Origin of the sequence: Nocardioides pinisoli (assembly GCF_024199985.1) — a bacterium.
GTDB classification, from domain to species: Bacteria; Actinomycetota; Actinomycetes; order Propionibacteriales; family Nocardioidaceae; genus Nocardioides; species Nocardioides pinisoli.
On record NZ_JANARS010000005.1, the window covers coordinates 305,732 to 320,185 of the forward strand.

Sequence of the window (14,454 nt, forward strand, 5' to 3'; positions counted from 1 at the left end):
TGGCCACCTCGATCGGCGTCGTACGACGTCCATTATCCCCCATGACCCGGGTGATCGGCACCACAGGGCGAACCGACACCTCGTGTCCGTCGGGCAGACTGCGGCCATGACGACCTCCCAGCCCGACCGCGCGGACCGTTCCAGCGCTCACGACGGCGCCGACGACGCCCCCGTCCTGCTCCACGTCCAGGACGGGATCGCGACGATCACGCTCAACCGGCCCGAGGCGATGAACGGCCTCGACGTCGCCACCAAGGACCTCCTGCTCGACACCGTCCACCGGGTCGCCGACGACCCGGAGGTGCGGTGCGTGGTGCTCACCGGCAGCGGCCGCGCCTTCTGCGTGGGTCAGGACCTCAAGGAGCACCTCGCCGGGTTGAAGGGCGAGGCCGACGTGCCGCTCTCCGAGACCGTCGAGCAGCACTACAACCCGATCGTGCTCGCCCTCGCGACGATGCCGAAGCCCGTCGTCGCGGCCGTCAACGGTGTGGCGGCCGGGGCCGGGGCGAGCCTCGCGTTCGCCGCGGACTTCCGGGTCGTCGTGGACTCCGCCGGCTTCAACACCTCCTTCGCCGGCGTCGCGCTCTCCTGCGACACCGGGTCGAGCTGGACGCTCCCCCGGCTCGTCGGCCGCGCCAAGGCCATGGAGCTGCTCTACTTCCCGCGCACCGTCACCGCCCAAGAGGCCCTCGAGCTCGGGCTGGCCAACCAGGTGGTCACCGCCGACGAGCTCCAGCAGGCGGTGGGCGAGCTGGCCGCCCGGCTGGCGTCGGGGCCGACCGTGGCCTTCGGCTCGATCCGGCAGGCAGTGGCCTACGCCGCCGCGCACCCGCTCGAGGAGTCGCTGGCCTTCGAGGCCGACAAGATGGCCCTCACCGGCGGCACGGAGGACCACCTCGCGGCCGTCGACGCGTTCATGGCCAAGGAGAAGCCGGTCTTCCACGGCCGCTGACCGGACCCGGTCGAGTGCGCCGCGCTGCGGCGACCACAGCCGCGAGCGCACTCGACCCGGTCGTCAGTCGCGGCGCGCGCGGGCGCCGATCGCGTCGAGCAGCTGGCGGGGCGCCTGGACGGCCATCCGGTGGCGCGAGGGCCGGCTGCCGTACTCGACGGTGAGCGCCGATCCGCGGAAGTGGTGGTTGAACCACATCGTCATGGTGCCGTGGCACAGCCCGCCGCAGTCGAGGGTCGTCCGTGGCAGCCTCAGCGCCCGCGCCAGTCGCCGCGCGAAGCCCGGGTCCTTGGTGTCCGTGTCGACGCCGTGCAGCGGCTGGTGGAAGCTGATCACCCGGCGCGGGTCGACCTCCTGCAGGAACCCCATCACGGCGCGCGTCTCGGGTTCGCTCGCCGGCCGGGGGCCGGACTCATAGCTGCCGTCGAGGTCCCGCCAGCGGTGCGGGAAGTTGCGGTTGAGGTCCACCCCGCGAGCGTTGCGCCGGGTGCCGCGGACGAACCCGTCCGGGTTGTAGGTCGGCACGACCCACAGGTCCACGCCGCGCACCGGCCGACCGTCGCGCAGGGTCTCCAGGATCCGGCGGGTGTGCGGCTCGTCGCCGTGCATCGTCGAGACGAGCACGATCCGTCGCTTGCCCGGCTCGCCGAGCCGCCAGGCCCGGATCGGCCGGCCCTTCACGGAGTGGCCGATCGTGCGGACCTCGACGACGGCCGGCCGCTCGCCGGGACCCGCGTCGACGGACACCGCCTGCGCCGGGAGGGCGAGCCCGGCGGTGGTCAGCCCCAGCGCGACGACGTACGCCGACGGGGCGCGCATCACACGGCCGCCGAGAGGTAGGCGTAGGTGAAGACCAGGACGCCGACCACCATGCCGAGGTGCGCCAGCAGGGACAGCCCCGGTCCGTCGCTCCACGAGTCGCCGGCGGCCTCGGGCGCGTGCCGGCCCTTGGCCGGCAGCCACCGCGCGAGGATCAGCAGTCCGCAGATGGCGGTGACCCACCAGAAGGCGATGGCGAGGATCCCGACGAAGGCTCCCCCGACGAAGGAGTCCTCCGGGGCGACCAGCACGCCCAGCCACAGGACGAGGGCGACGACGCCGGCCACGAAGTGCGCGAGCGGCACGCGACTGCTGATCGAGAAGCGGCCCGCCGCTGCCTCGCCGCGGAGGCGCAACCGGGTCAGCACGATCGCCACGGCGGCGAGGGCCGTGAGGATCCAGACGACGATCGGGAACGACATGACGGGGCAGTCTGCCCTAGACGCGAGGCGGCTCGCCAGACGAGGTCGGGGCGTCCGGGTCGGGGCCCGACCCGCCGCTCGGCCGGTCCTCGAGCTCGCCCGCGAGCCGGGCGAGCAGGGCGTCGACGTCGGACATCCGGTAGCCGCGCAGCGCGAGCGGGAACCGCACCGTGCGCAGGTCGTGCGCCTCGAGGGGGCGGTCGTCGGGCAGGGCGAGGTCGGGCCGGTCGTCGTAGGCCGGGGGCATCGACCCGCCGCGTCCGGAGGCCACCATCGCGACGCCGCCCATCGCGAGGACGATGAGGATCGCGAAGAACCACGTCATCATTCGGGTCGCTCCGGCTCCGGTGAGGGCCAGCGGTCCTCGCGCGCGGCCACCATCAGCGACACGGCCTCGTCGACGTCGTCGGTGAGCACCAGCATGTCGAGGTCGGCGGCGTTGATCTTGCCCTCGGCCAGCACGGTCTCGCGCAGCCAGCCGACCAGGCCCGACCAGTAGGACGTGCCGATCAGCACGATGGGGAACGACGTCACCTTGCGCGTCTGCACGAGCGTCAGCGCCTCGAAGAGCTCGTCGAGGGTGCCGAGGCCGCCGGGCAGGACGACGAAGCCCTGGGAGTACTTGACGAACATCGTCTTGCGGGCGAAGAAGTAGCGGAAGTTGATGCCCTTGTCGACCCACTGGTTGAGGCCGGACTCGAAGGGCAGCTCGATGCCGAGGCCGACGCTGGCGCCGCCTGCCTCGCAGGCACCCTTGTTGGCCGCCTCCATGGCGCCCGGGCCGCCGCCGGTGATGACGGCGAAGTCGGCCTCGACCAGCTTGCGGCCGACCTCCTCGCCGATCGCGTAGAAGGGGTGGTCGACCGGCGTGCGGGCGGAGCCGAAGACTGCGATGGCGGGGCCGGTCTCGGCGAGCGCGCCGAAGCCCTCGACGAACTCGGCCTGGATCCGCAGCACGCGCCAGGGATCGGTGTGGACCCAGTCGGTGGCGCCCCGGGAGTCGAGCAGGCGCTGGTCGGTGGTGCTGCCCTCGTGGACCTGGCCGCGACGCTCGATGACCGGTCCGGCCATGCGGTCGACCTGCCGGTCGCTCACGCGAGCCACTCCTTGAGGATGCGCTCGCAGCGCTCGACGTGCTCGGCGGGGACGTGCTCGTCCTGCTTGTGGGCGAACATCGGGTCGCCGGGGCCGAAGTTGACCGCCGGGATCCCGAGGCGGGTGAACTGCGCGACGTCGGTCCAGCCGAACTTCGGCGCGGCCTCGCCGCCCACCGCATCGACGAACGCCTTCGCGGCGGGCCGGTCGAGCCCGGGCATCGCGCCGGCGGCCATGTCGGTCACCGTGACGTCGTAGCCCTCGAAGAAGTCGCGGACGAACGCCTCCGCGTCGGCCTCGCTGCGGTCGGGGGCGAAGCGGAAGTTGACCTCGACGACGCACTCGTCGGGGATCACGTTGCCGGCGACGCCGCCGCGGATGCCGGTCGCGTTGAGGCCCTCGTGGAAGGTCAGGCCGTCGATCTCGGGCTGCCTCGCGACGTAGCCGTTGAGCCGGTCGAGCACGGGCCCGGCGAGGTGGATGGCGTTGACGCCCTTCCAGCTGCGGGCGCTGTGCGAGCGCTCCCCGGTCGTCCGCACGTCGACGCGCATGGTGCCCTGGCAGCCCGCCTCGATCGAGGCGTTGCTGGGCTCCATGAGGATCGCGAAGTCGGCCTGCAGCAGGTCGGGGTCGCTCTCGGTCAGCTTGCGCAGGCCGTTGTGGACCGAGTCGACCTCCTCGGCCTCGTAGAAGATGAAGGTGAGGTCGCGGTTGGGCTCGGTGAGGTCGGCGGCGAGCTTGAGCATGACCGCGTCGCCGCCCTTCATGTCACAGCTGCCCAGGCCGTGCAGGACGCCGTCCTCGAGCCGCGAGGGCAGGTTGTCGTTGAGCGGCACGGTGTCGATGTGCCCGGCGAGCACGACGCGCTCACCGCGGCCCAGGTCGGTGCGCGCGACCAGCGTGTGCCCACGGCGGGTGACGGTGAGGTGCGACAGCCCGCGCAGCGCCTCCTCCACGGCGTCGGCGATCTCCTGCTCGTGGTGGCTGACGGAGAAGATGTCGACGAGCTCCTGGGTGAGGGTGACGACGTCGGCGGAGAGATCGAGGGGCATGCCGCTCATCCAATCACCCGGGCCTCGCGACGATCGCTCACCCACGCCCCGGCTGCCGGGACGCGAGGTGGGCGAGGAGCCCGTCCACGATGCGCCCCAGGCCGAAGTCCAGCTCGCGGCGCTGGTCGCTCGCGGCCTGGTAGGCCTCGCCGGCGGCCGTGCCCACCCGGCCCGCGAGGGGGTAGTCGTGGCCGGCCATCACCTCGGCGAGCGCCTCGTGGTTGGCCTCCCACCACTCGGCATCGGTCATCCCGGACTCCCGCTCGGCCGCGCGCACGGCCTGCTCGGCCCGGGCCACGCCGGTGCCGAAGGACACCAGGAGGGTCACGGCCTGGTCCATCTCGACGTCGTCGAGGCCGATCCCCTCGACCGCGGCCAGCTGCCACTCGTAGCGGTCGGCGACGTGGGGACCGAGCCAGGCGCGCACACCGGTGACCTCCAGCAGCCACGGGTGGGCGCGGCACTCCTCGTACTGCAGGCGCGCCACCTGCTCGAGCCGCTCGCGCAGGTCCGCGGGGTGTCCGGGCAGCGTCGTGCGGCCCAGCACCTGGTCGACCATCAGCACGACGAGGTCGCCGCGGTTGGCGACGTAGGTGTAGAGCGTCATCGCCCCGAGGTGCAGGTGCTGCGCCAGTCCCCTCATCGACAGCGCCGCCAGGCCGTCGCGGTCGGCGAGCTCGATGGCGGCGTCGACGACGTCGTCGAGGGTCACCTTCGGCCGCGGCCCCCGGCGCGCCCCGGCGTCCGCGACGGCCGGCACGCGGTGTCGCCACAGCAGCCGCAGCACGGGGTCCGGTTCGGTCACAAGCGCCACCCTAACTTCTTCGTACGTCGTACGGAATAAATGGTAGGGTCCACCCGCTTCATTCCGTACGGCGTACGACAAAGGAGGCACGATGACCCAGGCACCATCCCTGCCAGCACCGGCGACAGGGCCGGCCCTGCACGCCCGAGGGCTGCGCAAGCACTACGGCGGCACGGCCGCCCTCGACGGCTTCGACCTGACCGTCGAGCGCGGGACCGTGCACGCCCTGCTCGGTCCCAACGGGGCGGGCAAGTCCACGGCCGTCAACACCCTCGCCACCCTGACCCGGGTCGAGGAGGGAGAGGCACGCGTCGCCGGCCTCGACGTGCGGTCACAGCACGCGCAGGTCCGCTCGGCGATCGGCCTGGTGGGCCAGGCGGCCGCGCTCGACGAGGTGCTCCACGGACGCGAGAACCTCGTGATGTTCGCCCGGCTGCACGGACTGTCCACGCCGGCGGCACGGGACCGGGCCGCCGGGCTCCTCGAGGCCCTTGACCTCACCGAGGCCGCCGACCGCAAGGTGTCGACGTACTCCGGCGGCATGCGACGCCGGCTCGACATCGCCGTCGCCCTGCTCACCCGCCCCGCGGTGCTGTTCCTGGACGAGCCGACCACCGGGCTGGACCCGCGCGGCCGGGCCGACGTGTGGGAGGCCGTACGCCGCGCGGTCGCGCTCGGCACGACCGTGCTGCTGACCACCCAGTACCTCGACGAGGCCGACCAGCTCGCCGACCGCATCACCGTCATGGACGCGGGTCGCGTCGTGGCCGAGGGCTCCCCCGCCGAGCTCAAGTCGCGGCTCGGCGGCGACCGGGTCCTGGTCGGGCTCCCGGACGCCGTCGACGCGGCGGTCGTGCGCGACGCGGTGGCCGCGGTCACGCACTCGGAGGTCCACGTGGACCGCGACGCTGGGGGGCTCGTCGTCGAGGCCGGCACCGCCGGCGGCACGCACGCGCTGGTCGCCGTGGTGCGCGCGCTCGACGCCTCGGGCGTCACCCCGACGCACGTGCACCTGCGCGAACCGACCCTCGACGAGGTCTTCCTGCACCTGACCGACCGCACCGCGACCCCTGAGGAGAGCCACTCATGAGCGCCACGACCACCCTGCGCCAGAGCTGGATCATCATGCTGCGCGACCTCAAGCACTGGCAGCGCGAGCCGTGGACGCCGCTGTTCGGCATCGCGTTCACGATCATGCTGGTGCTGGTCTTCGGCTACCTCTTCGGCGGCTCGATCGTGCTGCCGGGCGGTGGGGACTACCTCGACTACCTGATGCCCGGCATGTTCGCGCTGGCGATGATGTTCGGCCTCGAGGGCACCATGACGGCGATCGCCAACGACTCGAAGCGGGGCGTGACCCAGCGCTTCCGGTCGCTGCCGATCAGCAGCGTCGCCGTGCCCCTCGGCCGCGCGGGCGCCGACCTGGCCAACTCCACGGTCGAGCTGCTGGTGCTCGTCGGCGGCGGGCTGGTGATCGGCTGGCGCGCCGGCGGCTCGTGGTCCGAGAGCCTGCTCGCCGTGGCGCTCCTGCTGTGGCTGAGGTTCGCCCTGTTGTGGGTGGGCATCCTCCTCGGCCTCGTGCTGCGCGGCGAGGGCGGCGTGATGGCCGTCCAGGTGCTGGTGTGGCCGCTGGGCTTCCTGTCCAACGTCTTCGTCTCGCCCGAGGACATGCCGGCCTGGCTGGGCACCGTCGCCCAGTGGAACCCGGTCTCCGCGACCGCCGCGGCCTGCCGGGACCTGTTCGGCAACCCGACGGGGATCACCACGGGCCCGCTGGCCGAGCACGCGACCACCGTGGCCCTCGTGTGGCCACTGGTGATCGCGGCGGTGTTCGTCCCGCTGTCCGCGCGGGCCTACCGACGGCTGTCCGGCTGAGGGCGGGGTCGCCCGGGCCGCTCAGGCCCGGGCGACCTCGACCGACACCTCTGCCGCGTCGGCGTACGCCACGCTCGTGGCGAGGGTCTCCTCGGCGATGAGCCCCTCGTGGGTCCGGGCCGCCGCCAGGGTGGCCTCGGGTCCGGAGAGCGTGAGGGCGATCCGGTCGCTGACCTGGAGACCGGCGTCCTTGCGGGCCTGCTGGACCGCGCGCACCAGGTCGCGGGCGGTGCCCTCGGCCTCGAGCTCCGCGGTGACGGCCGTGTCGAGGACCACGAAGCCTCCGCCGGGCAGCATGCCGATCGCCGTGTCGTCGGAGGAGGACCCCGCGACCGTCTCGAGGGCGTACTCCCCCTCGACCAGCGCGAGCCCGCCCGCGGTCACGGTGCCGTCGTCGGCGACCGACCAGTCGCCCGACTTCGAGCCCTTGATGGCGAGCTGGACGTCCTTGCCCAGGCGCGGCCCGGCGGCGCGGGCGTTGACGGTGAGCCGCTGCGAGACGCCGTAGGCCGCGGCCTCGGGTGCGTCGGCGGCGAGGACGTCGACCGCCTTGAGGTTGAGCTCGTCGGCGACCAGCGACCCGAAGCCGGTGAGGTCGGCGTCGGTGACGACGGTCAGCCGCGCGAGCGGCAGCCGGTTGCGCAGGTTGGCGGCCTTGCGCAGCGCGGAGCCGGCCGAGCAGACGTCGCGGACGGTGTCCATCGACGCGACCAGCGACTCGTCGGCGGGCAGGTCGTCGGCGGACGGCCAGTCGGTGAGGTGGACCGACCGCTCGCCGGTCAGGCCGCGCCAGACCTCCTCGGTGGTCAGCGGCAGGAGCGGCGCCGTGGCGCGGCAGACGACCTCGAGCACCGTGTAGAGGGTGTCGAAGGCGTCGGGGTCCTCGTCCCAGAAGCGCTCGCGCGAGCGCCGGATGTACCAGTTGGTCAGCACGTCGAGGAAGCCACGGGTGGAGTCGCAGGCCGCGGCCACCTCGTAGTTGTCGAGCTGGTCGGTCATCGTGGCGACGTAGTCACGCAGCTTGGCCAGGATGTAGCGGTCCATCGGGTGGGCGCTGTCGGTGCGCCAGGTGGCGTCGTAGCCCTCGCCGCCCTTCGCGGCGTTGGCGTAGAGGCTGAAGAAGGACCAGCTGTTCCACAGCGGGATGAGCACCTGCCGCACCGAGTCGCGGATGCCCTGCTCGGTGACCACCAGGTTGCCGCCGCGCAGGATCGGGCTCGACATGAGGAACCAGCGCATCGCGTCGGCGCCGTCGCGGTCGAAGACCTCGCGCACGTCGGGGTAGTTGCGCAGCGACTTCGACATCTTCTGGCCGTCGTTGCCCAGCACGATGCCGTGGCTCAGGCACGTCGAGAACGCCGGGCGGTCGAAGATCGCGCCGGCCAGGACGTGCATCGTGTAGAACCAGCCGCGGGTCTGGCCGATGTACTCGACGATGAAGTCACCCGGGAAGTGGCTGTCGAACCAGTCCTTGTTCTCGAACGGGTAGTGCACCTGCGCGAAGCTCATCGAGCCGGAGTCGAACCAGACGTCGAGGACGTCGGTGACGCGGCGCATCGTCGACTTCCCGGTCGGGTCGTCGGGGTTGGGGCGCGTCAGCTCGTCGACGAACGGGCGGTGCAGGTCGGGGTTGCCGTCCTTGTCCCGCGGCAGGCGCCCGAAGTCGCGCTCGATCTCCTCGAAGGAGCCGTAGACGTCGACGCGCGGGTGGTGCTCGTCGTCGGACTTCCAGACCGGGACGGGCGAGCCCCAGAAGCGGTTGCGGGTGATCGACCAGTCGCGGGCGTTCTCCAGCCACTTGCCGAACTGGCCGTCCTTGATGTGCTCGGGCACCCAGCGGATGTCCTGGTTGAGCGCCATCAGGCGCTCCTTGACCTTGGTCACCTCGACGAACCACGACGAGACGCCCTTGTAGATCAGCGGCTGCCGGCAGCGCCAGCAGTGCGGGTAGGAGTGGTCGTAGGTCTCGCGGCGCACGAGCACGGTGCCGGGGGTGACGGAGCCGGCGGCCTCGCCGCGCGTGGCCGCCTTGAGGTGGTCGAGGATCTGCAGGTTGGCGTCGAAGACCTGCATGCCCTCGTAGTCGGTGACGGGGAACGTGAAGCGCCCGTCCTTGCCGACCGGCATGACGGCCTCGATGCCCTCGCGGTCGGTGACGACCTTGTCGTCCTCACCGAAGGCGCCGGCGGTGTGGACCAGCCCGGTGCCGTCCGTGGTCGTGACGAACTCGGCGGGCACGAGGCGGAAGGCGCGCGGGTGGCCGGCGTAGTAGGAGAACGGCGGGGCGTACTCCAGGCCGACGAGCTCGGCGCCGGTGCCGCGCCAGGTGACCTCCGGCGACTCCCCCAGCTCACGGGCGTACGACGCGAGGCGGGCCTCGGCGACCAGGTAGCGCTCCGGGCTCCCGGTCGGGCCGTCGGAGCTGACGACGACGTAGTCGATGTCCTCGCCGACCATCACCGCGAGGTTGGACGGCAGCGTCCACGGGGTCGTCGTCCAGACGAGGACCTTCACGCCCTTGAAGGGTCCGTCGGTCGTGACGTCGTAGCCGACGGTGACGGCCGGGTCCTGGCGCATCTGGTAGACGTCGTCGTCCATGCGCAGCTCGTGGTTGGACAGCGGCGTCTCGTCGTTCCAGCAGTAGGGCAGCACGCGGAAGCCCTCGTAGACCAGGCCCTTGTCGTGCAGCTGCTTGAAGGCCCAGATGACCGACTCCATGAACTCGGGGTTCATGGTGCGGTAGTCGTTGTCGAAGTCGACCCAGCGCGCCTGGCGGGTGACGTAGTCGCGCCACTCGCCGGTGTACTTCAGCACGCTCTGGCGGCACGCCTCGTTGAACTTCTCGATGCCCAGCTCGACGATCTCGTCGGTGGTCTTGATGCCGTTGAGGCGCATCGCCTCGAGCTCGGCGGGCAGGCCGTGGGTGTCCCAGCCGAAGCGGCGCTCGACCTTGTGGCCGCGCATCGTCTGGTAGCGCGGGATGAGGTCCTTGACGTAGCCGGTGAGCAGGTGGCCGTAGTGCGGCAGCCCGTTGGCGAAGGGCGGGCCGTCGTAGAAGACGAACTCGTTGGCGCCGTCCTGGCCGGCGTCACGCTGCTCGACGCTTGCGCGGAAGGTGTCGTCCGACTCCCAGTAGGCCAGCACCGCCTCCTCGATCTCGGGGAAGCGCGGGCTGCTCGCGACGGTGGTGGCGTCGGTGTGCGAGACCTTGGGATAGGCCATCGGGGGTGCTCCTCGCGGTGGGTCGTTCGACTCGGGCTTGTCACCACGAGGACGATCTGCTGACCGCGGTACCACCTCGCTTGCCCGCCCCGGCTGGGACGGACCGCTTCGTTCGGCTGTGTCGGGCCGTACCCGTCGGGGTCTAGTGAGGCCGCGGCCGGATCGCCGTACCCGTTCTTCCCGAGGCTCGCCGCTGATGACGGCTCAGACGCCTGAGCCGATCGTACGGCGCTCGCGCGCGGGCGCGCCAATTGATTGGCGCGCCGCCATCGTCCGCGGGCCCCGGGCCCGAGCCCCGCGCGCGGTAGTCCACCGGGATCCGGTTGTCCGACAGCCCTCAGGGCAGCAGGATCCCGGTGGACTAACCCTTCTGGCACGCGGGTGCGGGGCTGGTGCGCGGGCCGGCGTCCGCCGGCTCAGGCCGTACGCCGGTAACGGAGGAGCCGCGTCCTGTCGTGGTCCTGCAGCCCCCGGCGGAGAGCCACAGTGTGGGTCGGCGTCCACCACGCGGGCTCCTGGAGCGTCCACAGGCGCCTGCCGTTCCCGGCCGCGGCTCGTCGCGCAGCGGCGTTCAAGCGCGCGACGAAGTCGTCGAGGTCGCTCCGGTCGGTCGCGAGCATGGTCACCGTCTCCAGGCCGAGGTCGCGGTAGGCCGCGTCCTTCTTCGTGTCGGCCGCTGCACCGGCGAGCGAGAGATGGTCGCTGCCGTTGTACTGCGCGACGAGACCGAGCACAGGCGCGACGAGGTCCGGCGTGCCCACGTGGTGCCCGTCCAGCGAGAAGACCGGCCGGTTCGCGAGCGGGCGCTCGAGGTCCGTCATCCTCGTCCACACCCCGCGCATCATGGTCTCCTGCGGCGACCACGAGTTCTCGTCGCCGAGCGCCAGCGCGTCCCGCGCCTGCTGGACGCCTGTCACCGGACCGAGCTCCCGGATACGGGTCGCGACCTCGGCCAGGCTGACCAGGTCGGCGTAACACGCCATGTCGAGAGCGACCACTGCGTCGCCGAGGGTTCGGGCAAGGCGCATCTCGCGGAGGACCGAGCGCACGGCGTGGGTGACCGGGACGCCGTCCACCGAGGTGATCTCGTCGGGGTGCAGGAACTCCTGGCTCACCACGGCGCCGCGAGGGGCGGCCCGGTCCCGACGAGCCAGCAGCGGTACGTCGCGCAGCGCGGTGGGGCCGGTGGTGCCGTCGAACCATGCAGCACCCATCCAGCGAAGCGATGCCCACCCGGTCACCGCCTCGTCGTCACGCAGCACGACGGCCGCCTCCACGATCCGCTGCTCGGGACTGCGCTCGACATCGGACGGGACGTAGAACCCCTGGCTCGTGCGACGCCAGCCGGGTCCTCGCGCGCTTCCCGGCGTGGGGCCCTCGAGGCCAGCGGGATCGACGCGGACGGGGACCACCAGCCGGGGTCGGCGTACGCGGAGCGAGGTGGGTTCCAGCACGGGGACGTTCTTCCCCGGTGGGCTGGCCCCAGCCGGTCGTCCACAGGGCAGTTCAGGCACGCACACCGTCTCCGCGGGGGGGGTAGTCCACCGGGATCCGGTCGTCGAGGGGCCGCGAACACGACGGAATCCCGGTGGACTACCAGCACCCGCGGACGGTTGGCTGGCCTCATGGCGAACCCCGGACACGACGGCATGTGGCTCCCGAGCGACCAGGACCCGCGGATGCAGATGGGCCCGACGCGCGGCGAGCGCGAGTGCCTGCTCGGCTACCTCGAGCACTACCGCCAGACGCTCGCTCTGAAGTGCGACGGGCTCACCGCCGAGCAGCTGGCGACGAGGGCGGTGCCGCCGTCCAACATCTCGTTGCTGGGCCTCGTCCGCCACATGGCACGGGTCGAGCAGAGCTGGTTCCGCCGGGTGATCGAGGCGCGGATGGACCTCCCGCGGCTGTTCCAGGACGAGTCGGAGGACGCCGGCTTCACCTTCCCCGACGCCGACGACGACCTCGTCCGGGCGAGCCACGCGCTGTGGCAGTCGGAGATCGCCTACGCCCGCGAGGTCCTCGACCGCGCCGACCTCGACGCGATCGTCGACGTGCACGGCGAGCCCACCGAGGTGCGCGACATCGTGGTCCACATGATCGAGGAGTACGCCCGCCACTGCGGGCACGCCGACCTGGTGCGGGAGTGCATCGACGGCCGCACCGGCCAGTAGACCTCACCCCCGGGCGGGTGGGTCGCCCTCCGTAGGCTGTGCCCGTGACTGCTGCTTCCGGCTACGGCCTGCTGACCCTCTCCCCCGGACCGTCCGGCGACACCGTCCTCGACGCGTGGTTCCCCTCCCCGGTCCTCGGCGCGACCGAGGGTGACGCCCCGTCGGAGCTCACGGCGCTGGAGGGTGACGACGAGGTCCGCGGCGTACGACGTGAGGTGCGGCTGGTCGAGATCGCCGACCTCGACGAGGCACCCGCCTCCACCGAGGACGTCTGGCTCCGGCTGCACCTGCTCTCCACCCGCCTGGTGAAGCCCCACGGGCAGAACCTGGACGGGATCTTCGGCCTGCTGACCAACGTCGTGTGGACCTCCGCCGGCCCCTGCGCGGTCGAGGGCTTCGAGGCGACCCGCGCGCGCCTGCGCGCGAGCGGCCAGCACGTCACCGTCTTCGGCGTCGACAAGTTCCCGCGCATGGTCGACTACGTCGTCCCCAGCGGCGTACGCATCGGCGACGCCGACCGCGTGCGGCTCGGCGCCCACCTCGCCGAGGGGACGACGGTGATGCACGAGGGCTTCGTGAACTTCAACGCCGGCACGCTCGGCACCTCGATGGTCGAGGGCCGGATCTCAGGCGGCGTGGTCGTCGGCGACGGCTCCGACGTCGGCGGCGGGTCGTCGATCATGGGCACCCTGTCGGGCGGCGGCAAGGAGGTCATCTCCATCGGCGAGCGCTGCCTGCTGGGCGCCAACGCCGGCATCGGCATCTCCCTCGGCGACGACTGCGTCGTGGAGGCGGGCTGCTACGTCACCGCCGGCACCAAGGTCACCGTCAGCGACATGGACGGCAAGCCCACGGTCGTCAAGGCCGGGACCCTCTCGGGCGTCGACAACATCCTGTTCCGCCGCAACTCGGTCAGCGGCGCCGTCGAGGCCGTGCCGTGGAAGGGCGAGGGCATCGCCCTCAACGCGGCACTGCACGCCAACTAGGGCCCCGGTGCCCTCCCTCCGCACGGCTGCGGTCGGCGCGGTGGTCGCGCTCGGCGTCGTGGCGACCGCCGTGGTCCTCGTGGACCGCGGGGCGGTCCCGCCCCTGCTCGACACCAGCGGGTGCACCGCCGAGGTGGACGGCCACACCGTCGAGGTCGACCTCGAGCAGGCCGAGAACGCCGCGCTCATCACGGCGATCTCCGTCGAGCGCGGCCTGCCCGCGCGGGCGGCGAGCATCGCGCTGGCCACGGCCTACCAGGAGTCCGAGCTCTACAACATCGACTACGGCGACCGCGACTCCGTCGGCCTGTTCCAGCAGCGGCCCTCCCAGGGCTGGGGCAGCGTGGCCCAGCTGACCGACCCGGTCTACGCGACCAACGCGTTCTACGACGCGCTGCAGCAGGTCGACGGCTACGACTCGATGGAGATCACGGTCGCCGCCCAGGAGGTGCAGCGTTCGGGCTTCCCGGACGCCTACGCCGACCACGAGAAGGACGGCCGCGTGCTCGCCTCCGCGCTCACCGGCAACTCACGCGCCGCCCTGTGGTGCGACGTCCCCGGCGACGCCGACGAGGCGGGTGACGTGCTCGACGAGTCCGGGCTCGTCGCCCGCGCGGTCGCCGTACGCCGTGACCTGGAGGAGCGCTTCGGGGCGCTGTCGCTCGGCGGGTTCGAGCCCGGAGGCGTGTCGAGCGGCCACATGGAGGGCTCGGCCCACTACGAGGGGCGGGCGATCGACGTGTTCTTCCGGCCGGTCAACGACGAGAACAAGAAGCGCGGCTGGGCGATGGCCCACTACCTCGTCGCCAACGCCGACCGGCTCGACATCAGGACGATCATCTTCGACGACCGCATCTGGCGCGCCGGGTCGTGGGCCGGCGACGGCTGGCGCGACTACCGCGTGCCGTCGTCGTCCGGTGGCGACCGGGCGATCCTGGAGCACCGCGACCACGTGCACGTCGACGTCTTCGACTGACGGGTCGTCGTCCCACGCGCCCGTCGAGTCCCCGCTCGAGCGGGGACTCCGCCACTTGGTGGCCGTTGCAACCCCCGCG

At 72.2% G+C, this 14,454-nt stretch carries 14 protein-coding genes; 6 read left to right on the top strand and 8 right to left on the bottom strand.

Annotated features, from left to right (window positions below; genetic code table 11):
- Positions 1-106: 106 nt before the first annotated feature.
- Complete coding sequence (locus tag NCI01_RS13295; protein ID WP_254181964.1) at positions 107-952, top strand: enoyl-CoA hydratase/isomerase family protein; 846 nt, start codon at positions 107-109, stop codon at positions 950-952.
- A gap of 63 nt (positions 953-1,015) precedes the next feature.
- Here NCI01_RS13295 and NCI01_RS13300 read toward each other — a convergent pair whose 3' ends face one another.
- From NCI01_RS13300 to NCI01_RS13325, 6 genes are read right to left on the bottom strand one after another with little or no spacing between them, the layout of a single operon-like run.
- Complete coding sequence (locus tag NCI01_RS13300; RefSeq protein WP_254181965.1) at positions 1,016-1,771, bottom strand: M14 family zinc carboxypeptidase; 756 nt, start codon at positions 1,769-1,771, stop codon at positions 1,016-1,018.
- Positions 1,771-2,193: a hypothetical protein gene (locus tag NCI01_RS13305; protein ID WP_254181966.1), complete on the bottom strand. Its 423-nt coding sequence runs from the start codon at positions 2,191-2,193 to the stop codon at positions 1,771-1,773. The genes NCI01_RS13300 and NCI01_RS13305 overlap by 1 nt, the downstream gene beginning before the upstream one ends.
- Before the next feature lie 16 nt (positions 2,194-2,209).
- Positions 2,210-2,518, bottom strand: a complete 309-nt coding sequence (locus NCI01_RS13310) for a DivIVA domain-containing protein (RefSeq protein ID WP_254181967.1) — start codon at positions 2,516-2,518, stop codon at positions 2,210-2,212.
- A complete protein-coding gene (locus NCI01_RS13315) occupies positions 2,518-3,264 on the bottom strand; it encodes an LOG family protein (RefSeq protein WP_254182104.1) in 747 nt (248 codons plus the stop codon). Before NCI01_RS13315 ends, NCI01_RS13310 begins: the two co-directional genes overlap by 1 nt.
- Before the next feature lie 20 nt (positions 3,265-3,284).
- Positions 3,285-4,340 carry a succinyl-diaminopimelate desuccinylase gene (dapE, locus tag NCI01_RS13320; RefSeq protein ID WP_254181968.1) on the bottom strand — a complete coding sequence of 352 codons (1,056 nt, stop codon included), beginning with the start codon at positions 4,338-4,340 and terminating at the stop codon, positions 3,285-3,287.
- A gap of 37 nt (positions 4,341-4,377) precedes the next feature.
- Positions 4,378-5,145 (bottom strand): TetR/AcrR family transcriptional regulator, encoded by a 768-nt coding sequence (locus NCI01_RS13325; RefSeq protein ID WP_254181969.1) that lies wholly within the window; start codon positions 5,143-5,145, stop codon positions 4,378-4,380.
- Between the two features lie 91 nt (positions 5,146-5,236).
- Between NCI01_RS13325 and NCI01_RS13330 the strand changes: the two genes are divergently transcribed.
- Both NCI01_RS13330 and NCI01_RS13335 read left to right on the top strand, forming a co-directional pair.
- Entirely contained in the window at positions 5,237-6,235 is a 999-nt protein-coding gene (locus NCI01_RS13330) for an ATP-binding cassette domain-containing protein (RefSeq protein ID WP_254181970.1), read from the top strand.
- Positions 6,232-7,020 carry an ABC transporter permease gene (locus NCI01_RS13335; RefSeq protein ID WP_254181971.1) on the top strand — a complete coding sequence of 263 codons (789 nt, stop codon included), beginning with the start codon at positions 6,232-6,234 and terminating at the stop codon, positions 7,018-7,020. The genes NCI01_RS13330 and NCI01_RS13335 overlap by 4 nt, the downstream gene beginning before the upstream one ends.
- Before the next feature lie 21 nt (positions 7,021-7,041).
- On the opposite strand, the gene ileS is transcribed toward NCI01_RS13335, so the two are convergent.
- Both ileS and NCI01_RS13345 read right to left on the bottom strand, forming a co-directional pair.
- Positions 7,042-10,242 carry an isoleucine--tRNA ligase gene (ileS, locus tag NCI01_RS13340; RefSeq protein ID WP_254181972.1) on the bottom strand — a complete coding sequence of 1,067 codons (3,201 nt, stop codon included), beginning with the start codon at positions 10,240-10,242 and terminating at the stop codon, positions 7,042-7,044.
- Between the two features lie 416 nt (positions 10,243-10,658).
- Positions 10,659-11,696, bottom strand: coding sequence for a hypothetical protein (locus NCI01_RS13345; RefSeq protein ID WP_254181973.1), 1,038 nt, complete (start codon positions 11,694-11,696; stop codon positions 10,659-10,661).
- Positions 11,697-11,867: 171 nt separating this feature from the next.
- Between NCI01_RS13345 and NCI01_RS13350 the strand changes: the two genes are divergently transcribed.
- The 3 genes from NCI01_RS13350 to NCI01_RS13360 are packed head-to-tail and all read left to right on the top strand — an operon-like array spanning position 11,868 to position 14,375.
- Positions 11,868-12,413 (top strand): DinB family protein, encoded by a 546-nt coding sequence (locus NCI01_RS13350; protein WP_254181974.1) that lies wholly within the window; start codon positions 11,868-11,870, stop codon positions 12,411-12,413.
- 44 nt (positions 12,414-12,457) lie between these two features.
- On the top strand, positions 12,458-13,399 hold the full coding sequence (gene dapD / locus NCI01_RS13355; RefSeq protein ID WP_254181975.1) for a 2,3,4,5-tetrahydropyridine-2,6-dicarboxylate N-succinyltransferase: 942 nt from the start codon (positions 12,458-12,460) through the stop codon (positions 13,397-13,399).
- A 7-nt stretch (positions 13,400-13,406) separates the two neighbouring features.
- Positions 13,407-14,375: a VldE C-terminal domain-containing protein gene (locus NCI01_RS13360; RefSeq protein WP_254181976.1), complete on the top strand. Its 969-nt coding sequence runs from the start codon at positions 13,407-13,409 to the stop codon at positions 14,373-14,375.
- Positions 14,376-14,454: the final 79 nt, after the last annotated feature.

Bases quoted from the DNA above. Each gene is read 5' to 3' on its own strand.
- NCI01_RS13350 (WP_254181974.1), top strand. From the start codon at position 11,868: ATGGCGAACCCCGGACACGACGGCATGTGGCTCCCGAGCGACCAGGAC.
- NCI01_RS13330 (WP_254181970.1), top strand. From the start codon at position 5,237: ATGACCCAGGCACCATCCCTGCCAGCACCGGCGACAGGGCCGGCCCTG.
- NCI01_RS13315 (WP_254182104.1), bottom strand. From the start codon at position 3,264: ATGGCCGGACCGGTCATCGAGCGTCGCGGCCAGGTCCACGAGGGCAGC.
- NCI01_RS13305 (WP_254181966.1), bottom strand. From the start codon at position 2,193: ATGTCGTTCCCGATCGTCGTCTGGATCCTCACGGCCCTCGCCGCCGTG.
- NCI01_RS13310 (WP_254181967.1), bottom strand. From the start codon at position 2,518: ATGACGTGGTTCTTCGCGATCCTCATCGTCCTCGCGATGGGCGGCGTC.
- dapE (WP_254181968.1), bottom strand. From the start codon at position 4,340: ATGCCCCTCGATCTCTCCGCCGACGTCGTCACCCTCACCCAGGAGCTC.
- NCI01_RS13300 (WP_254181965.1), bottom strand. From the start codon at position 1,771: ATGCGCGCCCCGTCGGCGTACGTCGTCGCGCTGGGGCTGACCACCGCC.
- ileS (WP_254181972.1), bottom strand. From the start codon at position 10,242: ATGGCCTATCCCAAGGTCTCGCACACCGACGCCACCACCGTCGCGAGC.
- NCI01_RS13295 (WP_254181964.1), top strand. From the start codon at position 107: ATGACGACCTCCCAGCCCGACCGCGCGGACCGTTCCAGCGCTCACGAC.
- NCI01_RS13335 (WP_254181971.1), top strand. From the start codon at position 6,232: ATGAGCGCCACGACCACCCTGCGCCAGAGCTGGATCATCATGCTGCGC.